22 protein-coding genes and 2 tRNA genes are annotated in these 22,656 nt (G+C 72.6%); 9 read left to right on the top strand and 15 right to left on the bottom strand.

Going from position 1 to position 22,656, the window contains the following annotated elements:
- Positions 1-13: 13 nt before the first annotated feature.
- The 5 genes from IOD16_RS04440 to IOD16_RS04420 form a co-directional block, all read right to left on the bottom strand.
- On the bottom strand, positions 14-1,441 hold the full coding sequence (locus tag IOD16_RS04440; RefSeq protein ID WP_236594752.1) for an MFS transporter: 1,428 nt from the start codon (positions 1,439-1,441) through the stop codon (positions 14-16).
- 35 nt (positions 1,442-1,476) lie between these two features.
- The gene (locus IOD16_RS04435; RefSeq protein ID WP_201438979.1) at positions 1,477-2,538 is read right to left on the bottom strand and encodes a sigma-70 family RNA polymerase sigma factor; all 1,062 of its coding nucleotides are present in this window, start codon (positions 2,536-2,538) and stop codon (positions 1,477-1,479) included.
- Positions 2,539-3,215: 677 nt separating this feature from the next.
- Positions 3,216-3,290 (bottom strand) — tRNA-Ile (locus IOD16_RS04430).
- Between the two features lie 86 nt (positions 3,291-3,376).
- Positions 3,377-4,222 (bottom strand): oxygenase MpaB family protein, encoded by an 846-nt coding sequence (locus tag IOD16_RS04425; protein WP_123743533.1) that lies wholly within the window; start codon positions 4,220-4,222, stop codon positions 3,377-3,379.
- Between the two features lie 119 nt (positions 4,223-4,341).
- Positions 4,342-4,413: transfer RNA gene (locus IOD16_RS04420), tRNA-Asn, on the bottom strand.
- Positions 4,414-4,551: 138 nt separating this feature from the next.
- On the opposite strand from IOD16_RS04420, the gene IOD16_RS04415 reads away from it, so the two are divergent.
- Entirely contained in the window at positions 4,552-4,782 is a 231-nt protein-coding gene (locus tag IOD16_RS04415) for a hypothetical protein (RefSeq protein WP_123743534.1), read from the top strand.
- Between the two features lie 76 nt (positions 4,783-4,858).
- On the opposite strand, the gene IOD16_RS04410 is transcribed toward IOD16_RS04415, so the two are convergent.
- From IOD16_RS04410 to dnaG, 3 genes are read right to left on the bottom strand one after another with little or no spacing between them, the layout of a single operon-like run.
- Positions 4,859-5,605: a trans-aconitate 2-methyltransferase gene (locus tag IOD16_RS04410; protein WP_201438978.1), complete on the bottom strand. Its 747-nt coding sequence runs from the start codon at positions 5,603-5,605 to the stop codon at positions 4,859-4,861.
- Positions 5,606-5,658: 53 nt separating this feature from the next.
- The gene (locus tag IOD16_RS04405; protein WP_201438977.1) at positions 5,659-6,192 is read right to left on the bottom strand and encodes a hypothetical protein; all 534 of its coding nucleotides are present in this window, start codon (positions 6,190-6,192) and stop codon (positions 5,659-5,661) included.
- Positions 6,192-8,087: a DNA primase gene (gene dnaG / locus IOD16_RS04400; protein ID WP_123743537.1), complete on the bottom strand. Its 1,896-nt coding sequence runs from the start codon at positions 8,085-8,087 to the stop codon at positions 6,192-6,194. The genes IOD16_RS04405 and dnaG overlap by 1 nt, the downstream gene beginning before the upstream one ends.
- 25 nt (positions 8,088-8,112) lie before the next feature.
- Here dnaG and IOD16_RS04395 point away from each other — a divergent pair, with 25 nt between their 5' ends.
- Entirely contained in the window at positions 8,113-9,039 is a 927-nt protein-coding gene (locus IOD16_RS04395) for a sigma-70 family RNA polymerase sigma factor (RefSeq protein WP_442978109.1), read from the top strand.
- Positions 9,040-9,065: 26 nt separating this feature from the next.
- Here the strand turns inward: IOD16_RS04395 and IOD16_RS04390 are convergent, their stop codons facing one another.
- From IOD16_RS04390 to IOD16_RS04375, 4 genes are all read right to left on the bottom strand, one after another.
- A complete protein-coding gene (locus tag IOD16_RS04390; protein WP_201438975.1) occupies positions 9,066-9,632 on the bottom strand; it encodes a carboxymuconolactone decarboxylase family protein in 567 nt (188 codons plus the stop codon).
- A gap of 75 nt (positions 9,633-9,707) precedes the next feature.
- A complete protein-coding gene (locus IOD16_RS04385) occupies positions 9,708-10,754 on the bottom strand; it encodes a serpin family protein (RefSeq protein ID WP_201438974.1) in 1,047 nt (348 codons plus the stop codon).
- A gap of 100 nt (positions 10,755-10,854) precedes the next feature.
- Entirely contained in the window at positions 10,855-12,117 is a 1,263-nt protein-coding gene (locus IOD16_RS04380; RefSeq protein WP_201438973.1) for a deoxyguanosinetriphosphate triphosphohydrolase, read from the bottom strand.
- A gap of 32 nt (positions 12,118-12,149) precedes the next feature.
- Positions 12,150-12,788: a YdcF family protein gene (locus IOD16_RS04375; protein WP_201438972.1), complete on the bottom strand. Its 639-nt coding sequence runs from the start codon at positions 12,786-12,788 to the stop codon at positions 12,150-12,152.
- 53 nt (positions 12,789-12,841) lie between these two features.
- Here IOD16_RS04375 and IOD16_RS04370 point away from each other — a divergent pair, with 53 nt between their 5' ends.
- The 5 genes from IOD16_RS04370 to IOD16_RS04350 all read left to right on the top strand — a co-directional run bounded on the left by IOD16_RS04370 (position 12,842) and on the right by IOD16_RS04350 (position 16,497).
- Positions 12,842-13,573 (top strand): peptidase E, encoded by a 732-nt coding sequence (locus IOD16_RS04370; protein WP_123743543.1) that lies wholly within the window; start codon positions 12,842-12,844, stop codon positions 13,571-13,573.
- 15 nt (positions 13,574-13,588) lie between these two features.
- Positions 13,589-14,464, top strand: coding sequence for a hypothetical protein (locus IOD16_RS04365; RefSeq protein ID WP_201438971.1), 876 nt, complete (start codon positions 13,589-13,591; stop codon positions 14,462-14,464).
- A gap of 49 nt (positions 14,465-14,513) precedes the next feature.
- On the top strand, positions 14,514-15,437 hold the full coding sequence (locus IOD16_RS04360; protein ID WP_201438970.1) for a methyltransferase domain-containing protein: 924 nt from the start codon (positions 14,514-14,516) through the stop codon (positions 15,435-15,437).
- Complete coding sequence (locus IOD16_RS04355) at positions 15,434-15,952, top strand: oxidoreductase (protein WP_201438969.1); 519 nt, start codon at positions 15,434-15,436, stop codon at positions 15,950-15,952. Before IOD16_RS04360 ends, IOD16_RS04355 begins: the two co-directional genes overlap by 4 nt.
- Positions 15,953-16,032: 80 nt before the next feature.
- Positions 16,033-16,497 carry a DUF6194 family protein gene (locus tag IOD16_RS04350; RefSeq protein WP_236594750.1) on the top strand — a complete coding sequence of 155 codons (465 nt, stop codon included), beginning with the start codon at positions 16,033-16,035 and terminating at the stop codon, positions 16,495-16,497.
- Positions 16,498-16,535: 38 nt separating this feature from the next.
- On the opposite strand, the gene IOD16_RS04345 is transcribed toward IOD16_RS04350, so the two are convergent.
- Positions 16,536-17,978 carry a SulP family inorganic anion transporter gene (locus IOD16_RS04345; RefSeq protein WP_201438968.1) on the bottom strand — a complete coding sequence of 481 codons (1,443 nt, stop codon included), beginning with the start codon at positions 17,976-17,978 and terminating at the stop codon, positions 16,536-16,538.
- Between the two features lie 708 nt (positions 17,979-18,686).
- Here IOD16_RS04345 and IOD16_RS04340 point away from each other — a divergent pair.
- Positions 18,687-19,616 (top strand): tetratricopeptide repeat protein, encoded by a 930-nt coding sequence (locus tag IOD16_RS04340; RefSeq protein ID WP_201438967.1) that lies wholly within the window; start codon positions 18,687-18,689, stop codon positions 19,614-19,616.
- Here IOD16_RS04340 and IOD16_RS04335 read toward each other — a convergent pair.
- Entirely contained in the window at positions 19,613-20,044 is a 432-nt protein-coding gene (locus IOD16_RS04335; RefSeq protein WP_236594749.1) for an anthrone oxygenase family protein, read from the bottom strand. The two genes, IOD16_RS04340 and IOD16_RS04335, sit on opposite strands and share 4 nt — an antisense overlap.
- A gap of 82 nt (positions 20,045-20,126) precedes the next feature.
- On the opposite strand from IOD16_RS04335, the gene IOD16_RS04330 reads away from it, so the two are divergent.
- Positions 20,127-21,059, top strand: a complete 933-nt coding sequence (locus IOD16_RS04330) for an AraC family transcriptional regulator (protein ID WP_201438966.1) — start codon at positions 20,127-20,129, stop codon at positions 21,057-21,059.
- Between the two features lie 198 nt (positions 21,060-21,257).
- Here the strand turns inward: IOD16_RS04330 and IOD16_RS04325 are convergent, their stop codons facing one another.
- On the bottom strand, positions 21,258-22,643 hold the full coding sequence (locus IOD16_RS04325; protein ID WP_123743552.1) for a glycine--tRNA ligase: 1,386 nt from the start codon (positions 22,641-22,643) through the stop codon (positions 21,258-21,260).
- Positions 22,644-22,656 lie beyond the last annotated feature (13 nt).

Genomic DNA, 22,656 nt, shown 5'->3' with positions numbered 1-22,656 from the left:
GCTACCTCCGGTACTACCCGGCCGGAACCTCGTCCGCGGGCGTCGGCACGTCGGCCGGGGCCGGGCGCCTGCCCGGCATCGCCAGCCCGATCGCCGTGCCGGCGAACGCCAGCGCGGCGACCGCGGTCATCGACGCCGAGAAGCCGGTGCTGAACTGCGCGGCCGTCGCGTAGCCGCCGGCGGCGCCGAAGACCGCGACCGACACCGACGTGCCGAACACGCCACCGAACATGCGCAGCATCATGAAGACACCGGACGCCTGGCCGATCCGCCGCGGCGGCACCGCCCCCACGACCGCCTTCTGCGCGGCGGGCATCGCCGCCGTGATGCCGACCGAGCCGACGACCAGCGCGGGCAGGATCTCCAGGTAGGACGTGTCGGTGTCGACGACGACCGCGATCCACGCCATGCCGACCGCCTGCAGGAACAAGCCGCCGACGACGAACCTCCGCTCACCCACCCGGTCGACCAGGCGACCGGCGATCGGCGCGCACACCATGAGCGTGCCGGTCCACGGCATCAGCATCAGGCCGGCGACGAGCGGACCGTGGCCCTTGACGAGCTGGAAGTACTGGGCGAGGAAGAACATCGTGCCGTAGAGCGAGGCGAACACCAGGAAGTTCGCCGGGTTGGCCGTGGCGAACGCCCGCAGCTTGAACAAGCCCATCGGGACCATCGGCCGCGGTGTGCGCCGCTCGTGGCGCACGAACGAGACCACCAGCACGACACCGACCACGGCCGAGGCGACGACCTCGACGCTGCCCCACCCCGCCGCGTTGCCGCGCACCAGCGCCCAGATGACGCCGAACGCGCCCAGCGTCACCAGGGCGAGACCGCCCAGGTCGAGCTTGTCGTTCGGGCCGGTGCTCTCGTCCACCCGGCGCGTGGCGAGCAGGATCGCGACGACGCCGACCGGCAGGTTCAGCCAGAAGATCCACTGCCAGGCCAGGCCCTGCGCGATCGCGCCGCCGATGAACGGGCCGCTGAACGTGGCCAGACCGGTCAGGCCGAGGTAGAGGCCCATCGCCCTGCCGCGCACCTGCGGCGGGAAGACCGCGGTGACCAGCGTGAGCGACAGCGGCAGCACCATCGCCGCGCCCGCGCCCTGCGCCGCGCGGGACACGATCAGGAAGACGACGTCCGGCGCCACCGCGCACGCCAGCGACGCCGCGGTGAACAGCGCCAGGCCGGTGGCGAACACCTTGCGGCGGCCGAACCGGTCACCCAGCGCGGCGCCCGTGAGCAGCAGCGCCGCGAACGTCAGGTTGTAGGCGTTGACGACCCACTCGAGCTGCTCGACCGACGCCGCCAGGTCCGCGCGGATCGTGCTCAACGCGGTGGTCACGACCAGGCTGTCCAGGGCCATCATGAACGACGCCAGCGAGGCCAGCCCCAAGGTCCATGCCTGCTTGGACGTCATCCGTCCCGTTGCGGTGCTCACCGTGCTCCTGTCGTCCGCCGGTCGGGGTTCCGCGCTCACGCGCTGCCGATGGAGGCGCGCAGCGACCGCGGGAGCCCGAAGAGGGGCAGGAAGCCGTTGTCGTGGAACCGGGTGAGCCCGGTGATCCGGTCACCGGCCAGGGTCAGCACCAGGACGCCGTGCGCGTGCAGGATCGGGGTCCGCGGGTCGCGCAGGTAGCAGCCGAAAGCGGGCTGGCCGTTGGCGCGCGTCGGGATCAGCACGTGCCGCCGGTCGTGGTGCAGCGCCACGGTGGCCAGGAAGTGGCGGACGTCGTCCAGGCCCCGGTACTCCAGCGGCATCGGCGGCATGGTCAGCCGCGCGTCGCTCGTCAGCAGCTCCACCACCGCGTCCACGTCACCGGCCTGGAACGCGCGGGTGAAGTCGTCCACCACCCGGCGTTCGCCCGGCGAGTTCGGCAGCGGCGCGCTCTCCCGGGCCGGCAGTTCGTGCGCGAGCGTGCCCCGGGCTCGTTTCAACGCGCTGGTGACCGCGTTCTCGGACGTGTCGAGGATGCTCGCGACCTCGGCGGCCCGGAACCCCAGCACGTCCCGCAGCACCAGCACGGCCCGCTGCTTCGGCGGCAGCTCCTGCAAGGCGGTGAGGAACGCCAACGACACCGACTCCCTGACCTCGTACCGCGCCTCCGGGCCCGGCGCGCGGTCGGCGACCTCGTCGAGCAGCGAGTCCGGGTACGGCTCCAGCCAGCTCGGCTCGGACCGGCGGTGGGACGGCTCGGGCAACGCGACCTCCGTTCGGACGGCCACCGGGTCGACCAGCCGACGACCACCGGCCCGCAACGCGTTGAGGCACCGGTTGGTCGCGATGCGGTACAGCCAAGTCCTCACCGACGCCCGCTCCTCGAACCCCCCGATCCCCCGCCACGCCGCCAACAACGTCTCCTGCACCAGGTCCTCGGCGTCGTGCACGGACCCGAGGACGCGATAGCAGTGAACCTGCAACTCCCGCCGGTAGGGCTCCACGAGCCGCCGAAACGCCTCCCCGTCCCCGCCACGCGCCAACGCCAACAACTCCCCCGCCGGGCGCTGCACCACGTCACTCCCCCTGACCAGCGACATCTCTCGCATGCTGCTCCCCACTTCCGCTCCCCGCCCACCCCCACCGTCCACCGCCCGATCGGCGTGGTCGTGCGGGCGGAACACTGCTCTCGGAAGGGCAGACACCGCCGGAACCGGAAACTGGTCGGCCCGGAACCACCTCTCCGTCACCACGCGTCCCGACACCCCCGGCGCTGCCACCGCCACCTGCGATCATGCCGCCAAGACCACCTCCACCCACCTCCGCCGACGCCGAGCGGGGACTTCGCTCGAAATGACCCTTGACGTGGCATTGCCCGGTGCTCCGCAGTAGCGGCGGAGCACCGGGCATGGTCAGCGGGAACCGCGTTGCGTCAGCCGGAGGGCGTCCTCACCCTTCGGCCGCTTCTTGCAGGAGTTGAAGGTCATCGTGAACGTGACGATGCCGTCGGGACCGAAGCGACGCAATCAACACCGAATACATGTTCGCCGGGTTCGTCTTCAACTCACGGATCGACTCGGCGACATGTTCGTTGACCGGAAGAAGCATGTAGAACCCGTCTTCACGGGCTTGCGCGGCGTGCTTACGCGCGGTCTAACACTTCGCCGTCACACCGAACGCCCACTCGCGCCGTCCTCGTAGCGGGACAATCCCAGGGACGGAGGGTGGCGTTGATCCTGCAACGGCTCAACGCCACCCTCGTGACCAGCACCGACAGTGGGGCGAGTGGGGTTCGAACCCACGACCTGACGGATTATGAGTCCGCTGCTCTGACCGGCTGAGCTACCGCCCCCTGACGTGCGGTTCCGGAGGGTACAGAGGGTGGCTCCCCCGCGTCTCGACAACCCGGCCGGCGTGACCAAGCTGTGCACTCCCGGACTACGGGGCTCCGAGGTCGGTCGGCCGGTAGCCCGCGGGGTAGCCCGGGTAGCTGCGGTTCTTCGGGTCGTTGGTCAGGCGTGGTGTGGTGCGGGGTGGGAGGAGGCGGACGGTGGTGGCGCGGGCGCGCAGGGCGGTTCGGGCGGCTTTGGTGAGCCACGCCGGCTGGGCGGGGAAGCCGAAGGCGGTCAGCATCGGCTCGTCCAGCATCGCCAGCACCGCGCGGGACGTCAGCGCGCGTGGCGCCGGGTACCAGGAGCAGAACAGGTCCAGCGTGTACTGGCCGATCGCGCGGTTGGTGTCGCTGTAGGTGAAGTGCTCCGCCTCGTACTCGCGCTTGAACGCCGCGTAGGAGGAGTAGTCGGGCGGCAGGTCCTTGATGCCCATCCGGTGGCCGACGGCGCGGTAGAAGTGGAACGCGCCCAGCCGCTCGTGGTCGGTCAAGGGCCGCCAGCCGAACCGGGTGATCCACTCGATCGGGTCGAAGATGAACGTGGACAGCACGTACCGCATGTCGTCGTTCGAGATGTCGTACCGCCCGTGCAGCCGGTTCACCACGCGCAGCGCCTCACGGCCGCGCGGCGAGTCGTAGCCGTGCTCCACCAGCTCGGCCATCAGCAGCGCCGTGTCGTCGTAGCGCTGCTGCGGCCGGCGCTCGAACTCGCCGGTCTTGGCCAGCAGCGCCGAGATGGACGGCACGCAGTACGTCCGGAACAGGGCGAACTCCAGCGACCGCACGTAGTCCCACGGGAACTCGTACCCGGACGAGATGCGCATGATCTCGGCGTGGTCCCGCTCGGGGTCGAGCGAGGTGATCCGGCGGCGGTTGGCGAAGCGGTCGGCCATGCGGCCCAGCCTGCCCGAAGAAACCAGCCACGAGAGGGTGACAAACGGGTGACTCGCGGGTACCCGGACCCCATGACACGACGAAACCCCAGGCCGGTTGACCTGGGGCTGCCATCGCGCTCCCCCTACTGGATTCGAACCAGTAACCCTTCGATTAACAGTCGAATGCTCTGCCATTGAGCTAAGGGGGAATGTTCTGTTGTAGGTCGGGCCTCCCGGCCCGACAGGAGGTAACTCTAGCGCATCCGGAACAGTGCTCGCGCACACCCCCCTCCTCGTGCGGTAGGAAGGGGTGTGACCAGGCACGATCTCCAGGAGAGGACCACCTCATGAAGGGCATCCTGCTCGGCGCCGCCGTCGGCTACGTCCTAGGGGCGCGCGCCGGACGTCAGCGCTACGACCAGATCGTGCGCGCCTACCGCTCCCTGGCCGACCACCCGGCCGTCCAGGGCGCTGCGGGCATCGTGCGTGCCAAGGTCGGCGAGAAGACGGGTTTCGGCCGGCGCCAGTCGAACGCCAACGGCCACCGGCGCGACCCCGTCATCCCACGCGCCAACTAGAACGGCCGAACCACCGCGCCGGGGCCGCCCACGACCAGTGGGCGGCCCCGGCGCGGTGGCACATGGCGCCGATCCGCTACGGCACGCGGGCCACGGCGAAGATCCGGCGGAACGGGAACCAGGTCGTGCCGTCCGGCCGGCGCGGGTAGGCCTCGCGCAGCAGGGGCGCCAGCCGACCGCGGAACGCGGCCCACTCGCCGTCGTCCAACGCCGCCCGGATCGGCCGCAGCGCCGTCCCGGTGATCCACTCCAGCACGGCGTCCTCGCCTTCCAGCCGCTGGAGGTAGGTCGTCTCCCACGCGTCCACCGCGCAGCCGTCGAGCACCTCGGCGTACCCCACCGGGTCGAGCACCGGCGACGGCCGCATCAGCCCTCGCAGCGCGGGCCACGACGCGTCGACCAGCGTCCGCACCAGCTCGTGCGACGGTCCGGAGAAGTTGCCCGGCACCTGCATCGCCAGCCACGCGCCGGACGGCAGCGCCCCGACCCACCGCCGCAGCAGGTCCTCGTGCCCCGGCACCCACTGGAGCACCGCGTTGGTCACCACGACGTCGGTGTCCGGCTCGGGTTCCCACGACGCCACGTCGCCGACCCTCGCGTCGACCCCGCGCGCCCGCGCCGCCGAGACCATCTCCGGCGACGAGTCCAGCGCCTCCACCACCGCCGACGGCCACCGCTCGGCCAGCGACGCGGTCAGGTTCCCCGGACCGCAGCCCAGGTCGACCACCCGCCGCGGCGACGTGGCCCCGACCCGTGCCACGAGCTCGTGGAACGGTCGCGACCGGTGGTCGGCGAACGCGAGGTACTTGCCCGGATCCCACATGCGCGCACCCCCAGTAACAGTACGATCGTACTGCTACCGTACGCCGGGAACGCTCACCCGCGCAGCTGGGCGATCTTCGACGCCACCGAGGCCGCGACCTCGCGGACCCGCGTCACGTCCGCACCCGGGTCGGGCCGCACCTGCAGCACCACGCCGTCCCGCCCGGCGACCTTGCGCTGCACGAACCACGCGCCGACGGTCGCGTTGTGCTCCCGGGACTTGATCGACCCGGTCACCCGCGCGTGCACGACCTCGGGCACCTTGCCCGGCGACTCCAGCGGGAACCGCTGCGGCGCGAGGTCGCGCAGCAGCACGGCCCCGCCGGCCGCGCCGTCCTCGACCGCCTCGATCACCGCCAACGCGCTCCCGCTCCACGTCGCCTTGCTGATCAGGTGCCACCCGACCCGGCGCGGACCGGGCTGCCCCGCATCAGGCTGACCCGGACCGGGCAACCACAGCCCGTGCGTGGTCGCCACGAGCCACCCCGCGCCGACCGGGGCCGACGCCAGCACGTTCTCGTCGGCCTCCAGCGACCCGGTGAACCCCTCGGGCGCGCCCGAGCCGAAAACCCTCCGGAACAGCCCCATCACAGCCCGCCCGCCGCTTGTTGGCCCAACGCCTTGTGGTAGTCCTCCAGCGCGATGAGGTCGCCGAACAGGGCCCGGTACTCGTCGGGCTCCTCCACCGGCGACACGCGCCGCAGCCGGGACTTGATCTCGGTGATCTGCCCCGCCACCAGGATCTGCTGCAACCGCGCCAGCACGCCCTGCACGTACCGGTACTCGTCGTCCGCCTTGACCCGCAGCTGCTCGACGGACAGCTCGGTCAGCACCGACCGCACGGCCTGGTGCCGGCACGCCTGCGACACCGCGTCCAGGAACGCCGGACCGGACAGCCCGGACGACGCGCCGCCCGCCTCCCGGATCGCCTGGTGCAACGCCAGGTAGGCGGGGTGCGTGAACGCCTCGTCGGGCAGCGAGTCGTAGTACGGCCCGGCCATCTCGGGCAGCTGCAGCGCCGCCTTCAACGCCTCCCGCTGCGCCCACAGCGCCGGGTCGCGCGGGTCGGGGCGGGTCGGCCCGTCGACGTCCACGGCCAGCGCGCCCTGGTTCGGGTCGGCGGGCGCGGCACGCCGCGACGGCGCGGGCGCGCGGCCGGTCGCCGTCTCGCGCACCCGGCGCACCACGGCCGACTCGTCCTCCCAGCCGACCCACCAGGCCAGCCGGGTCGCGTAGCCGTCCCGCTTGGCCCGGTCCTTGATCTGCGCCACGAACGGCACCATGACCTTCAGCGCCTCGACCCGGCCGTCCACCGAGTCGAGGTCGTAGTCCTTCAGCCGGGTCTTGATGGCGAACTCGAACAGCGGCGTGCGGCGGGCCACCAGGTCGCGCACGGCCACGTCGCCCTTGTCCTGCCGCAGCTCGCACGGGTCCATGCCGTCCGGCGCGATGGCGATGTAGGTCTGCGCGGAGAACGCCTGCTCGCCCTCGAACGCCTTCAGCGCCGCCTTCTGCCCGGCCGCGTCGCCGTCGAAGGTGAAGATGACCTCGCCGTTGAGCGAGTCGTCGATCAGCAGCCGGCGCAGCACGTTCATGTGGTCCGCGCCGAACGCCGTGCCGCAGGACGCGACCGCCGTCGGCACGCCCGCCAGGTGCATGGCCATCACGTCGGTGTAGCCCTCGACGACCACGGCCTGTCTGCGCTTGGCGATCTCCCGCTTGGCCAGGTCCAGCCCGAACAGCACCTGCGACTTCTTGTAGATCGGGCTCTCGCTGGTGTTGAGGTACTTGGCCTGGATCGGGTCGTCGTCGAAGATCCGGCGGGCGCCGAAGCCGACGACCTCGCCGCCCATGTCCCGGATGGGCCACAGCAGCCGGCGGTGGAACCGGTCGATCGGGCCCTGCCTGCCCTCCTTCGTCAGCTGGGCCTTGATCAGCTCGGTCAGCTCGAACCCGCGCCCGAGGAGGTGCTTGGTGAGCTTGTCCCAGCCGGCGGGCGCGAAGCCGCAGCCGAACTGCCGGGCCGCGGCCTCGTCGAAACCGCGTTGCGCCAGGAACTCGCGCGCGGCCAGCGCGTCCGGCGTGGCCAGCTGCTCGGCGTAGAACTCGGCGGCGACCCGGTGCGCCTCGATGAGCCTGCTGCGGGTGCCCCGGTCGCGCTGGACGGTCGCGCCGCCGCCCTCGTAGGTGAGCTGGATGCCCGCCCGGTCGGCCAGCCGTTCGACGGCCTCCACGAACCCGAGGTGCTCGATCTTCATCACGAACGCGATGACGTCGCCGCCCTCGCCGCAGCCGAAGCAGTGGAACGTGCCGTGCGAGGGCCGGACGTTGAACGACGGCGACTTCTCGTCGTGGAACGGGCACAGGCCCTTCAACGCGCCGGCGCCGGCGCCGCGCAGGGAGACGTGGTCCCCCACGACGTCGTCGATCCGGCTCCGGTCACGCACCAATGCGACGTCGCTCTCCCGGATGCGTCCTGCCACGTCGAGCGAGTCTAGTGCTGGCAGACTGGTGCCCGTGACCACCGGCGAGGAGATCTCGGCGTCCGAGCGGACCCTGGCGTCGACCTTCACCGGCCACCGCTCCCACCTGGTCGGCGTGGCCTACCGGCTCACCGGCAGCGTCGCGGACGCCGAGGACGCGGTGCAGGAGGCGTGGCTGCGGCTGACCGGCCTGAGCCGGGAGGGCCGGGCCGACATCCGGGACCTGCGCGGCTGGCTGACGACCGTGGTGGGCCGGATCTGCCTGGACCGGCTGCGGTCGGCGGCGTCGCGGCGGGAGCGGTACGTCGGGCAGTGGCTGCCTGAGCCGTTGGTCACGTCGGGCGAGGACGACCCGTTGGACGCGGTGGTGCGCGACGACGGCGTGCGGATGGCGGCGCTGGTGGTGCTGGACCGCCTCACGCCCGAGCAGCGGGTGGCGTTCGTGCTGCACGACGCGTTCGGCGTGCCGTTCGCGGAGATCGCCGACGCGTTGGGCTGCACGGTCGCGACTGCCCGTCAGCACGCTTCCCGCGGCCGCAAGGCGGCGGCCGACGCCGACCCGCCGCCGCGGGTGGCGCTGGAGGAGCAGCGCGAGGTGCTGGAGCGGTTCCTCCGGGCCGTGGCGTCCGGCGACGTCAACGCGGTGATTGGCGTGCTGCACCCGGACGCGGTGCTGGTGGGCGACGGCGGCGGCCGGGCCAAGACCGCGTTCAACGTGGTCAGCGGCGCGGACAAGGTGGCCCGCCTGATCCTCGGCCTGATGAGGCGCTACGGCGACGTCGAGGGGCGGCCCGTGCTGGTCAACGGCGACCTGGGGCTGCTGTTCACCGCCCAGGGCGAGCTCACGCCCCGGGTCGAGGCGGTCGTGGTGCGGGACGGCAAGGTGGCCGGCGTGTACGACATGTCGAACCCGGACAAGCTCGGCCACGTGCCGTTCCCCGAGAGCCCCTGAGAGCCCCTGAAGCCCTGTGGGCCCGCTTACGGCATCGGCACCCGGCAGGCGTCACCCGAGGTGAACCCCTGGTCGGTGATGCCGAACGCCGAGTTGAACCGGCCGCGCTGGTTCTCCAGCGCGATCAGGTAGGTCAGCTCGACCAGCCCCTGGTGGCCCAGCCGGCGGTCCAGCTCGGCGACCTGCTCCTCGGTGACGGCGGTCGGGGTCTCGGTCATCGCGTCGGCGTAGGCGAGGGCCAGCTTCTCCAGCTCGGTGTACTTGTCAGACGTCGGGTAGTCGTGGATCTCCTTGAGCCGGTCGACGTCCAGGCCCTCGTGCTTGATCAGCATGGTGCCGAAGTCGACGCACCACGAGCAGCCGAGCTTCACCGCCGTCGAGTAGACGACCAGCTCCCGCAACGACACGGGCAGCGTCCGGGCGGCCTTCTGCACCGCCATCTCGTGCCGCGCGCCCGCGACGAACAGTCCGCGGTGGTGCGCGGTCACCGCGAACGGCTCCGGCACCGCGCCGAACCGCTTCCTGGCGAACCGGTAGGCGAACCTCACCAGCGGGTTGGCCTGCTTGGTCGTGACGACCGGGATCCTGGGCATGTCCCCTCCTCGTTTCGGGTGTCCACCCGGTGGACGAGGAAGGGCCTCACGACGTGACAGCCCCAGGGCCACCGCTCACGGCGTGGCGACCTGGGCGAGGAAGTAGATCGCGCCCGTCTCGGCGTGCCGGACCAGCAGCAGGTAGGGCCGGTCGACGCGGACCGTGCGGGCGGGTTCGGCCGGGATGAACGACGTCATGCGCATCACCACGGCGGTGGCCGCCGCGCCCTCGAAGCCCTGCTCGTCCAACCGCAGCACGGCCTCGTGCACCACGTCGTCCACGTAGAGCCGCGGGTCGGGGCTCAGCCCGGTGAGGTCGGCTTCGCGGGCGAACATCGTGCGCACCCCGACCTGCTGCAACGACGCGGCGAGCGAGACGTTCGCGGACAGCCTGAGCTTGGGCAGGAACAGCTCGACCCGGTCGTGGTCCAGCGCCTCCAGCACCTCGGGGACGCCTTCAGTGCCGCCGAGGTCGTCGTCGGGCAGCAGCACGACCGCTTCCACGCCGCCACGCGCGGACAGCGCCACGGCCTCCCACCCGTCGCGGCGGGCGTAGCGCATGCTGCCTTCGCGGCGCATGGTGGCGACGTTCCCGGCGCCTCGGAACGGCAGGTCGGCGGTGTCGTGCTCGGGGAACTCCTCGCGCCACGCGCACTTCAGGTACAGCGCGTTGACCAGCGTCGCGACCGTGTCGGAGGTGATCGCGCCGGCGGACAGCAGCTCGGGGACCAGGCCCCGGGTCGTCTCGGCCACGTCGGCGTTGATGAGCTCGCGCGCGCCTTCCGGGTCGCCGGCGAACGGCGCGGAGCGGGCCCGCGCGCCGGGCCACCCGGCCAGGTCGGTGAGGAAGCCCTCGTCGATCGGCAGCTCGTCCCACGCCCAGAGCGTGTTGGCCACGGCGAACTCGGCGTCGTCGCCCACCACCGCGTCCTTGAGGACCTTGGCGTGGTCCGCGCCGAGCAGCGCGAGGAGTTCGGCCTCCGTGTCGCCGCGCGCCGCGTGGGCGGTCAGGCCGAGGGCGCTGGCCACCGAGTACGGCGACCAGCACGCGTTGCGGGCGCGGTCGGGCGCGATGGCGTCGTGGAGGGTGAGGGCGAACGTCAGGTGCGCTCGATCAGGCACTGGGTCTCCTTGACCGCTGTGGGCTCGTCCGGGATCGGACGTTCGCCCGCGTCGCTCGTCGGTTCGAGCGGCCGGGGGGTGACACCGAGTGTGCCACCGGTCACAGGGGTTCGGGGGTGGCGGCGCCCAGCGCCCGCCGCCACGCCACGGCTTGGGCGTCGGTGAGGGAGGCGACCTGGTCGATCACCACGCGCAGGCGTTCGGCGTCGGTGCCGGCGGCGGCCCACGCGGGGTGGAACGCGGGGTCGAGGGTGTCGGGGGCGCGCATCAGCAGGAGGTGGACCAGCTCGGCGACCAGCTCTCGCTGCCGGGCCTGCATCTCCAGCCGGGACGGGTCGCTCATCACGTACCGGACCGCGACCGCCTTGAGCAGCGCCACCTCGGCCGCGACCCGGGGCGGCACGACCAGGTCGGCCTGGTAGCGGCTCAGCGGGCCGTCGCCGTGCACCTCGCGGGTCGCGCCGACGGCGGCGGACGCGAACCGGCCGACCAGCTCGCTGGTGAGCCGCTTCAACGCCACCTGGGCGCGCAGCGAGCCGTCGTACGCGGCCAGGTCGGCGATCACCGGCAGGCCGAGCAGCTCGGTCGCGGCGTCTTCGAGCACGGACGTCGGCTCGTCGGAGAAGTGCTTGGCCGCCAGGCCCGCGATGGTGGCGCGCTCGGCCGGGTCGCCGAGGGCGGCCAGGCTGATCCGGTGCGCCAGCACGCCGTCCTCCACGTCGTGCACGGAGTAGGCGACGTCGTCGGCCCAGTCCATGACCTGCGCCTCCAGGCACCGCTTCCGCTCCGGCGCGCCCTCGCGGACCCACGCGAACACGCCGAGGTCGTCGTCGTAGGCGCCGAACTTCACCATCCCGGGACGGCGGGTCCACGGGTACTTGGTGGCCGCGTCGAGGCACGCCCGGGTCAGGTTGAGGCCCTTGGCGGTCTTGGGTTCGAGCCGGGTCAGGATGCGCAGGGTCTGGGCGTTGCCCTCGAACCCGCCGCACGGCCCGGCCAGCTCGTCGAGCGCGCGTTCGCCGTTGTGGCCGAACGGCGGGTGCCCGATGTCGTGGGCGAGGCCGGCGGTGTCGACCACGTCGGGGTCGCAGCCCAGCTCCTCGCCGATGCCCCGGCCGATCTGGGCGACCTCCAGCGAGTGGGTGAGGCGGGTGCGCGGCACGCCGGTCACCTCCGCGCCCTCGCCGGGGCCGACGACCTGGGTCTTGCCCGCGAGCCGGCGCAGCGCCGCCGAGTGCAGCACCCGCGCCCGGTCGCGGGAGAACGGCGAGCGGCGCTCGGTGCGCGCTCCGGGCAGCACCGCCCCCTTGGGCGGCTCGGGGAGCAGGCGCGCGGAGTCGTGCCCGGTGTAGCCCTGACTCATCGGCCCAGGGTAGGTGCCCCGGCGGTGCTCGCTCAGAGCAGGATGCCGTCGAACGCGCCCGCCGGCGCCTTCATCAGGTGGTAGTAGAGCAGCGCGCCGGTCTCGCGGCGGATGTAGAACAGCTGCGTCTCGCGGGTCTGCACGTTCGGCCCGCTGCGGGTCGGCGACGTCCACGCGGACAGGCCCTCGTCCTCGGCCATGGTGCGCGCCCGCAGGGAGTGCCACGGGTCGCTGACGATCACCGCCGTGGTGAGCGACTTCTCGCGGGCGGCGGCGGCGAGCGCGCGGATGCTGCCCAGCGTGTCGGTGCCCTCGCCGACCTCGAGGATCCGGTCGGTCGGCACGTCGTGCGCCTCCAGCCAGAGCCGGCCCGCCTCGCCCTCGGTGAAGTTGTCGCCGGGCTGCCTGCCGCCGGTGGTGGCGATGTAGTTGACCACGCCCTGCTCGTAGAGCCGGCGCGCGTGCTCCAGCCGTGCCTCCAGCACGTCGGACGGCACGCCGTTGAACTGGGCCGCGCCGAGCACCACGGCCATGTCGGCGTGGGTCCGGTCGTCCTCGCGGGCCACCTGCCACACGCGGAACGCCGTGCCGCCGACGACGAGGAGCCCGATCACGATGCCGCCGAGGACGACACGCGTGGCAAGCCTGCGGAGTCTCGGCAGGAACGTCACGCCGGGGATGATTCCACACCCGCTCGGGCGTGAGCGCTGCCAGGATCGCGGGCATGGCAGCAGACCAGCCGACGATCGTGGCGACCTCAGGTGGTTTCCGCGCCGGGCGCCGCACCAACCTGGAGTTCCACCGGCTCGTGCACCACGCCGTCGACCTGTCCGGCGTGCACGGCCGCAAACCCCGCCTGTGCCACATCGGCACGGCCTCCGGCGACCAGCGGTGGTTCAGCGCGGACGTGTCCGAAGCCGGGCAGCTGGCGGGGTGGGAGGTGTCGCACCTGAACCTGTTCACCATGCCGCCGACGACCGACGTGCCGGGCTTCCTCGCCTCCCACGACGTGGTGTGGGTCGGCGGCGGGTCGGTGGCGAACCTGCTGGCCGTGTGGGCGGTGCACGACCTGGGGTCGGCGCTGCGCGGCGCGTGGCAGGACGGCGTCGTGCTCGGCGGCGTGTCCGCCGGGTCGATCTGCTGGTTCGCGGGCGGCTCGACGGACTCGTTCGGGCCGGAGCTGCGGGTGGTCACCAACGGCCTCGGCTTCCTGCCGTACGGCAACGGCGTGCACTACGACAGCGAGGCGGCGCGGCGTCCGACGATCCACGCGGCGGTGGCGGCGGGCGTGCTGCCGGTGACGCACTGCACCGACGACGGCGCCGGGCTCGTGTACCACGGCACGGAGCTGGTGGAGGCGGTGTCCGAACGGCGCACGGGTGGCGCCTACGTCGTCACCCGAGAGGAGTCTTCAGCAACCGCACAGGAGGAATCGCTCGACATCAGGCGGTTGTGAACGGACTGTTGAGGCGTGGGAAGACGCTGGTGGGTGGTCGTGGTCGCGGTGGTCGCGGGCGTGGCCGTGCTGGTGGCGCCGCGAGCCGCGGACCGCACGGCGCGGGTGTCGTCGGCCGTGCCCGCGAGCGCCGCGGCGGAGAACCCGCGGCCGGCCGCGCCACGTGCCGTCGAGGCACCCGCCCCGGACCTCTCGGCGGCGGTGGCGCGGGCGGTCGAGGCCGCCGGCGACGCGGACCTCGGGCTGGCGGTCGTCGACCTGGAGACCGGTGCGGCGGCCGGCCACGACGCCGACGTGCCGTTCCGCTCGGCGTCGTTGAGCAAGCTCCTGGTGGCCGTGGACGTGCTGACCTCCGGCGAGGTGCCGGCGGACGACCTCGATCGGCTGGGCCGCGCCCTCAGCCTGAGCGACGACGACGCGATGAACGCGCTGTGGACCTCGCACGACGGGATGGGCGCGATCGACCGAGTGTCCGCGCAGGCCGGCCTGACCGCCACCCACGCCCCCGAGGACGCCTCCCAGTGGGGCGACGTGGAGATGTCGGCCGCCGACGTCGCCTCCCTCTACCGCTACGCCGTGACCGACCTGCCGGCCGCCCGGCGCGCCTTCTTCGTCACCGCCCTGTCCGCCGCCTCCCCCACCGCCGCGGACGGCTTCGACCAGGCCTACGGCCTGCTGGCGCCGGGCGCCGAGGCGCACGTCTGCGCCAAGCAGGGCTGGATGTGGTACCTGTCGGGGGACTTCTACCTGCACAGCTCGGGCATCGTCGCCGACCGCTACGCCGTGGTCGCCCTGTCGGTCCAGACGGGCGTCACCGAAGAGGCCGCCAAGGACCGGCTGACCGCCGTCACGAACACCCTGGTCGCCGGCCTCGCCGACCAGACCGGGTGAGCACCGCGATCAGGCCCTCCCGACGGCCGGTGATCGCTACGCTCGCTCGATGGCCGTGCTGGAGATCTCCGACCTGGTGGTGGCCCGGGACCCCGGCACCGGCGCACGGCTCGACGTCCACCGGGCCGAGGTGGCGACCCGGTTGCGGGACGCGGGCGACGAGCGGGCGGCCCGGATCGTGGAGCGCATCCCGGCCGTGAACGGGGTGCTGGACCCGGCGGCGGTGGACCGGCTGCTGGTCCGCGTGCACACCGAGCTGCAACGGCTCAACGAAGAGCTGCACATGGTGCGGCGGTTCGCCGAGGTGCTGCGCCCGATCCTCGCCGCGGCGCGGCAGGCCGGCGTCACACCGCTGCGCGTGGTGGACATCGGTTGCGGGCTGGGGTTCGTGGTGCGGTCGCTGGCCGCGTCCGGCGTGCTGGGCGAGGACGTCGAACTGGTGGGTGTCGACTTCAACCCGGCCCTGATCGCCGAGGCGTCGCGGCTGGCCCGCCACGAGCGGCTGCGGTGCCGGTTCTTCGTCGCCGACGCGTTCGCCCTGCCGGGGCACGCCACCGTCTACCTGTCCAACGGCGTGCTGCACCACTTCGCCGCCGACGCCCTGCCGTCGTTCTTCCGGGCCCAGGACCGGCCCGGCACGCAGGCGTTCCTGCACTACGACGTCGCCGCCACGCCGTTGGCCCCGCTGGGCGCGTGGGTGTTCCACCGCGCCCGGATGCGCGAGCCGCTCGGCAGGCACGACGGTGTGGCGTCCGCGCGGCGCGCGCACGGCGACCGGGTGCTGCTCGACGCCGCGGCGCACGCCGACGGCATGGACGTCTTCCTGTTCGAACCCGTCCGGCACGCCAACCCGTTCTGCGCGGCCATGCGCCCGGTGGTCGGTCTGCGACCCGCGTTGGTCGACGGGGTTCGGCGGGCCCTGGGCCGCCGGGCGCGCGGCCTGGTCACGGTTCCGGCGCGGGAGCAGCGGTGAGCTCGGCGGTACCGGCGGCGCTGTGCCTGCTCGCCCTCACCGACGCCTGCTTCGCCGGGTTCCGCGCGTCCACCGGCCGCAACGCGCGGATCCACAAGCGCGCCTACTACCTGCGCGCCGCGTGGCGGGGGCTGCTCGGCGGCGCGGTCGGCCTCGCCGCGGTGGCCCTGCTGCTCCTGCTGCCCCTGGTGGCCGCGCCCGACGCCGCCGCCCGGTACGCCGAGCTGGTCCGGGCGGGAACGCGGCTGCTGGAGGTGCTGGTCCCGTTCGCGGCGCTGGTGGTGGCGACCTTGGTGGCGTACTGGCTGCTGCCGATGCGGGAGAGCACCTTCGTGATCCTGGTCGGGTTGGGTCCGTTCACGCTGCTGCGGCCGGTCGTCGTGGTGGCGGGCGCGGTGTGGGCGGCCGTCGGGTCGTCCGACTGGCTCGTCTGGGCGGGTTCGGGCGCAGCGGCGGCCTGTGTGCTGGCCGTGGAACCGGCGGTGCACCGCCTCCGGTACGCGTCGCCCATCTGATGGGTTGAGGCTTTTCACTGCTTGTCCTGCGGAATCTTCGGAAAAGTCTCACAAAGGACTTCAAAGTTACGCTTGAAGGTGTGACTGCCGAGGAGATGACGGACCACATCAGCTCGACCTTCGCCGGTACCCGCGTCATGGAGGCGTACGGCGACACGTTCTTCCTCTACGACCCCGACGGCGACCTCCCGCCGGAGCGTCAGCTGCCGTTCGCGACGATCGTGACCGGCGACCACTACGAGCAGGTGTCCGAGCTGACCGAGCCGGGCGCCTACCGGCTCAACATCGGGCTCACCAAGGCGACCTACACCGCGATGTTCGGCGCCGTGCCGACCGGGCGCGACGACCGGGGCGTGTTCGACACCGGTTTCGACCACGCGGAACGGGACCGCGTGATGCCGCACCCCGTGTACGCGTCGCAGCACTGGGTGTGCGTGGTGTCGCCGGGCGAGGCGACGGCGGACGCCATCGGGCCGCTGCTCGCCGAGGCGCACGGGTTCGCCGCCCGCAAGCACGCCAACCACGCCCGGCGGGCCAGGGGGTGACCGCCCCGGCGCGGGGATCGCCCGCGCCGGGGGTCGGTTCAGTCGGACACCGGGTGGATCAGCTCCACGCTGCCGCGGCCCGCGGCCCAGTGGTCGATCGCCTGGCCGCACGCCTGGTCGAGGTGGCGGACACCGGTCAGGTCGACGCGGACGTGCCTGCTGTCCGGCACGGCCTCCAGGGACTCCAGCAGGCCCGGAAGCTTGAGGAACGTCGCGTTGCCGCGCACCGCCACGTGGTGGTGGTCCTCGCCGTGCGCGGTCACCGTGACGGTCAGGCGGGACATGTCCCAGGCCGTCTTGACCACCGCCGCCAGCAGGCCGGCGAGGGTGCCGGTGAGCAGGTCCGTGAGCACGATCAGGCCCGCGGTGAGCACCAGGATGCCCGCTTCGGCCCGGTCCACGCGGGCCAGGGCCAGGACCTGTCGGGGCGCCAGGAGCTTCCAGCCCGCCTGCACCAGCAGCGCGGCCAGCACCGCCAGCGGCACGTAGGACAGCACGCCCGGCAGCAGCACGACGAACACCAGCAGCCAGCCGCCGTGCAGCACGCGGGACAGCCGGGTGCGGGCGCCGGCGTCCACGTTGGCCGCGCTGCGCACGATCACCGCGGTCATCGGCAACGCGCCGAGCACGCCGCACACCGCGTTGCCGACGCCCTGCGCGACCAGCTCCCGGTTGTACCTCGTGCGCGGACCGCTGTGCATGCGGTCCACGGCCGCCGCGCTGAACAGGCTCTCCGCCGACGCCACGAGGGCGAACGTCAGCATCGCGCCCAGCACGCCGGCGTCCAGCAGGGAGAAGTCGACCAGGGACACCACGTCGGTCAGCGGGCCCACCGAGATGCGCGGCAGCGGGAGCAGCGCGCCCACCGCCGAGGCGACCACGACGGCCACCAGCATCCCCGGCACGGCCCGCCACGGCGTGCGCTTCCACAGCCACGCCACGAGCAGCGTCAGCACGCCGACCGCCAAGCCGCTCAACCCGACCGCCGTCGTCAGCGCGGCCCGGACGAGGTCGACCAGCCCGGCGAACTTCGCGCCGGTCGTGGCGGGCTGGTCCTGCCCGCCGAACGGGTAGAGCTGGCCCAGCACGAGCACCAGGCCGATGCCCGCGAGCATGCCCTGGACCACGGCGGGCGAGATGGCGCGGAACCAGCGGCCCAGCCGCAGCAGGCCCATCGCCACCTGGAGCAGGCCCGCGCCGAGCACGATGAGGCCCATCGCGCCGAGGCCGTGTGCCGCGACGGTGTCCGCGACCAGCACGGTCAGGCCCGCCGCCGGGCCGCTGACCTGCATGGTGCTGCCGGGCAGCAGGCCGACGACGAGGCCGCCCACCACGCCGGTGATGATGCCCAGCTCCGCCGGGACGCCCGAGGCGACGGCGATGCCCACGCACAGCGGGAGCGCCACCAGGAACACCACCAGCGACGCGCCGACGTCGGGCCAGAACGTCGGCGGGGCCGGTCGTTCGGTCCGGGTGCTCACGCCTCGGCCCTCGGGCCGTTCACCGTGCGTGAGTTCGTGCGGAGGAAGGGTTCGGGCTCGCCGGCGGGCCCTCGTCTCATTTCCTGGGAAACGCGAGGTGGGTGTGCGCGGGCAGGCCGGAACCGTAGACGGAATTCCATTCGGATTACCCCACTCGTCTGTGGTCGGACGATGCGAACTACTGGCGGTGGGGCGCCGATCAGTTCCGGAACACCTGTAAAGCCGACGGGGTCGTCCAGGAGCGGAGGTGTTCTTCGCGGCCTCGTCCTACCGGCGGGACGGGGCCGGCGGTGGCCCGGCGGGCCGTGCCGGGGGTGCCGCGATCAGAGCGCGGCACGCCCCTGGCCGGCCACGATCGGGTGGACCAAGATCGTGGTTCGGGGCCGTTGCGGCACTCGCGGCCGGGTTCTTCCTCCGACCCGGCCACGGCGTGGCCGACCGGGGCGGCGCGCACGACGCCGACGGCGCCCGGCGGCGACGGCGCGAGCACGGCGACGAGCGCCAAGGCGATTGCGACGACAACGACACGCGCCATGACACCCCCCGATGAGCCGCGCCTGGAACTCCAGTGTCACAAAGGCGGGTGACGTTGCGGTGAATCCGGAACCGCCTTCGTACACTCGGCTCGATATTCACTCGAATGTGCGTGATCCAGGTCATTCACCTGGGTGGCAAATCACTCTCAGTAATCGGAATACTCTCTGCGGGATGAAGACGGGAAAGGCCGCGGACCTCACCGCTCGCCTGGAAGCCGACCTGGCCCGGTACCCCGAGGAGCGGGCGCAGATCCTGATCGAGGCGGCCGAGGAGTGGCGCGAGGCGGGTGAGCACGACCGCGCGATCGCGCTGCTGGACCAGGTGGTCGCCGAGGGCGGCGAGGAGGGCGGCGAGGCGCGCGTGGCGCTGGCCGACCTGCTGTTCGGCCTCGACCGGGTCGAGGAGGCCCAAGCCCAGCTCGACACCCTGCGCCGCGAGCGTCCGCCGTCGGCGTCGCCGTACCACCTGGCGGCCGAGCTGCTGGAGGAACGCGGTGCGCTCGACGAGTCGCTGACGTGGTTCACCATGGCCGTGTCCCGGCTGACCGAGGAGGAGCTGGCGCAGCGGGACGGCGAGTTCGGGTTCGCCACCTACGCCAACAACGTCCTGGCCGGCCGACGACGCGTGCGCCAGGCCCTGGCGATGCCCCCGGACGAGCTGGACGAGTCGGTCGAGTCCCTGGCGGACCACGCCGAGGACTTCACCCGCGCGCTGACACCCCGAGCCGTGCCGCAGGAGGCGCGGGTGCTGTTCTGGCCGCGCGACGAGATCGCCCGCGCGCACACCACCTGGCCTCGACTGGTGCAGCACTCCGACGCCGACCGCGTGATGGCCGAGCGCGAGGCCGCCAACCGCGAGCTGTCCGAGACGGGCACCGCCCGGATCACCATGGTGCCGCTGACCACCACGAAACTCCTGGAGTTCGCGGCGCGGACCGGCGGGGACCCCGCCGACGAGGACACCCGCCTGGCGTGCCTGAACGAGATCGTCGAGGAAGGCGGCGCGGTCGCCTGGCCCCCTGCCCGCAACGAGCGCTGCTGGTGCGGCTCGACCGTCAAGTACAAGAAGTGCTGCGGCCGCCCGAACCACCCAGTGGGCTAGTCGAGGGCGGCGAGGGTGAAGGACACCGCGGCGGCCAGGCTGAGCAACGCCCGGACGTGGTTCATGGGCACCCACTCGCGGAGGTAGCGGGTCCAGTGCCCGGTCGTGCCGACCCGCTCCAGCTCGTTGTTGCGCGGGACGTGGAACGCGCCTGTGAGCACGATCCCGCCGAGGACGTAGAGCGCCGCGCCCGCCCACGCCCACGGGTCGCCCTCGAACGCCGCGACCACGCCGACGACCGCCGTGCCGAGGAAGACCCCGATGAACGCGGGGTTCACCACGGCGAGGTTGATCGCCCGCATCGCGGCCAGGCCGACCGCCGGCTCGGCCCGCCGCAGACCGGGCATGACCATCGCGGAGAACGCGAAGAAGACTCCGGCCATCATTCCGCAGCCGAGGGCCGCGATGATCGTCACCGTGGGGAACATGACCCCAGTCAAGCCGACGGGTCCCGGACCGCCCATCGCCGAACGGCTCGATCGCATGCGCGAGCGTCTTAGGCTGGCGGCCGTGGACGTTCTCGCCGGGCTGCTGGACGGGCCGCGCGCCCGTGGCGCGTTCCTCATGCGCACCGTCCTGGACCCGCCGTGGTCGCTGCGCATCGAGGACCGCGCGCCGTTGACCGTGGTGGCGATGGTGCGCGGCGAGGGGTGGCTGCTGCCGCACGACGCCGATCCCGTGCCGCTGCGCGTCGGCGACGTGGCGGTGCTGCGCGGGCCCGACCCGTACGCGTTGGCCGACGACCCGGGCACGCCCGTGCAGGCGGTGGTCCACCCCGGCGAGATCACCACCACGCCGGACGGCGCCGCGTTGTGCGAGCAGTGGGGCCTGGGCGTGCGCACGTGGGGCGCGAACCCCGACGGGTCGGTGGTGATGCTCAGCGGCACGTACCAGGTGGACGGCGAGGTGAGCCGGCGGCTGCTGTCGGCGCTGCCGCCGTTCCTCGTGGCGCCGCGCGCGGACCTGCCGCTGGTGCCGCTGCTGGCCGACGAGATCACCCGCGACGAGCCGGGTCAGGAAGCCGTCCTGGACCGCCTGCTGGACCTGCTGCTGATCTCCGTGCTGCGGTCCTGGTTCTGCCGCCCGGAGGCGGAGACGCCGACCTGGTACTCGGCGCACGCCGATCCCGTGGTGGGGCGCGCGCTGCGCCTGCTGCACGGCGACCCGGCGAGTCCGTGGACGGTCGGCGCGCTGGCCGAGGCCGTCGGCGTGTCCCGGGCGGCGCTGGCCAGGCGGTTCACCGACCTGGTCGGCGAGCCGCCGATGGCCTACCTGACCGGCTGGCGCCTCACCCTGGCCGCCGACCTGCTGCGCGAACCGTCCGCCACCGTCGCCGCGGTCGCCCGCCAGGTCGGCTACAGCACCGCGTTCGCGCTGAGCACGGCGTTCAAGCGGGAACGCGGCGTGAGCCCGTCCGAGCACCGGGCGGGCGCGGCCTCCTGAGCAACGCTGTCGAGCTGGGCCGGCTCGGCCACGACGCGAGCGGCGAGATGCGGGTCCTGCTGCCCCGGTGCGAGCCGTTGTCCTCTCCCCGAGGTGCGCGAGCAGGCGGAACGCAAGCCGCGGCTGCTCGACGTCGACGTGGACGTCGAGCGGGCCCGGCTCGTGCGCCGCCTGCCGCGACCCGCGTGACCCGTCGGGTCAGGCGCCGATCAGGCGGGCGGCGAGGTAGCCCTCCAGCTGGTCCATCGACACCCGCTCCTGCGACATGGTGTCGCGTTCCCGCACCGTGACGGCGTGGTCGGTGAGGGTGTCGAAGTCGACCGTGACGCAGAACGGCGTGCCGATCTCGTCCTGCCTGCGGTAGCGGCGGCCGATGGCGCCCGCGTCGTCGAACTCGATGTTCCAGTGCTTGCGCAGGGCGTTGGCCAGGTCCTTGGCCTTCGGCGACAGGTCGGCGTTGCGCGACAGCGGCAGCACGGCCGCCTTCACCGGGGCCAGCCTGCGGTCCAGGCGCAGCACGACCCGCTTGTCCACGCCGCCCTTGGCGTTCGGCGCCTCGTCCTCGGTGTAGGCCTCCAGCAGGAACGCCATCATCGGCCGGCCCACACCGGCGGCGGGCTCGATGACGAACGGCCGGTAGCGCGAGTTGGTGGCCTGGTCGAAGTACGACAGGTCGACGCCCGAGTGCTCCGAGTGCGTGTTCAGGTCGAAGTCGGTGCGGTTGGCGATGCCTTCCAGCTCACCCCACTCCTGGCCGCCGAACTGGAACCGGTACTCGATGTCGACGGTGCGCTTGGAGTAGTGCGACAGCTTTTCCCCGGGGTGCTCGTAGTGGCGCAGGTTCTCCTTGGAGATGCCCAGCTCGGTGTACCAGCGGGTGCGCTCGTCGATCCAGTACTGGTGCCATTCCTCGTCCGTGCCCGGCTCGACGAAGAACTCCATCTCCATCTGCTCGAACTCGCGGGTGCGGAAGATGAAGTTGCCCGGCGTGATCTCGTTGCGGAAGCTCTTGCCGATCTGGCCGATGCCGAACGGCGGCTTGCGGCGCGACGTCGTCTGCACGTTCAGGAAGTTCGTGAAGATGCCCTGCGCGGTCTCCGGGCGCAGGTAGTGCAGGCCCTCGTCGGTCTCGACCGGGCCGAGGTGGGTCTTGAGCAGGCCGTTGAACATCTTCGGCTCGGTGTACTGGCCGCGGTTGCCGCAGTTCGGGCACGGCACGTCGGAGACGTCGCCCTCCGCGACCTGCTTGCCGGTGCGCTCCGCGTACTCCTCGACCAGCGTGTCCTGCCGGAACCGCTTGTGGCACGAGTTGCACTCGATCAGCGGGTCGACGAACGCCTCGACGTGGCCGGACGCCGCCCACACCTCGCGCGGCAGGATCACCGACGAGTCCAGGCCGACGACGTCCTCGCGGCCGCGCACCATGAAGTTCCACCACTGGCGCTTGATGTTGTCCTTCAGCTCGACACCGAGCGGACCGTAGTCCCAGGCCGACCTGGTGCCGCCGTAGATCTCGCCACACGGGTAGACGAACCCGCGACGCTTGCACAGGCTGACGACGGTCTCGATGCGATCGGCTGCCACGGACACTCCATCG

Source organism: Saccharothrix sp. 6-C (genome assembly GCF_016695385.1).
GTDB classification, from domain to species: Bacteria; Actinomycetota; Actinomycetes; order Mycobacteriales; family Pseudonocardiaceae; genus Actinosynnema; species Actinosynnema texasense.
The sequence above is the reverse complement of the archived record's forward strand: the minus strand, read 5'-3'. Positions and strand labels throughout refer to the sequence as shown.

Excerpts from the sequence above, each read along its gene's own strand:
- IOD16_RS04435 (WP_201438979.1), bottom strand. The coding sequence starts at position 2,538 with ATGTCGCTGGTCAGGGGGAGTGACGTGGTGCAGCGCCCGGCGGGGGAG.
- IOD16_RS04425 (WP_123743533.1), bottom strand. The coding sequence starts at position 4,222 with ATGGCCGACCGCTTCGCCAACCGCCGCCGGATCACCTCGCTCGACCCC.
- IOD16_RS04415 (WP_123743534.1), top strand. The coding sequence starts at position 4,552 with ATGAAGGGCATCCTGCTCGGCGCCGCCGTCGGCTACGTCCTAGGGGCG.
- IOD16_RS04410 (WP_201438978.1), bottom strand. The coding sequence starts at position 5,605 with ATGTGGGATCCGGGCAAGTACCTCGCGTTCGCCGACCACCGGTCGCGA.
- IOD16_RS04405 (WP_201438977.1), bottom strand. The coding sequence starts at position 6,192 with ATGGGGCTGTTCCGGAGGGTTTTCGGCTCGGGCGCGCCCGAGGGGTTC.
- IOD16_RS04390 (WP_201438975.1), bottom strand. The coding sequence starts at position 9,632 with ATGCCCAGGATCCCGGTCGTCACGACCAAGCAGGCCAACCCGCTGGTG.
- IOD16_RS04380 (WP_201438973.1), bottom strand. The coding sequence starts at position 12,117 with ATGAGTCAGGGCTACACCGGGCACGACTCCGCGCGCCTGCTCCCCGAG.
- IOD16_RS04370 (WP_123743543.1), top strand. The coding sequence starts at position 12,842 with ATGGCAGCAGACCAGCCGACGATCGTGGCGACCTCAGGTGGTTTCCGC.
- IOD16_RS04360 (WP_201438970.1), top strand. The coding sequence starts at position 14,514 with ATGGCCGTGCTGGAGATCTCCGACCTGGTGGTGGCCCGGGACCCCGGC.
- IOD16_RS04340 (WP_201438967.1), top strand. The coding sequence starts at position 18,687 with ATGAAGACGGGAAAGGCCGCGGACCTCACCGCTCGCCTGGAAGCCGAC.
- IOD16_RS04335 (WP_236594749.1), bottom strand. The coding sequence starts at position 20,044 with ATGTTCCCCACGGTGACGATCATCGCGGCCCTCGGCTGCGGAATGATG.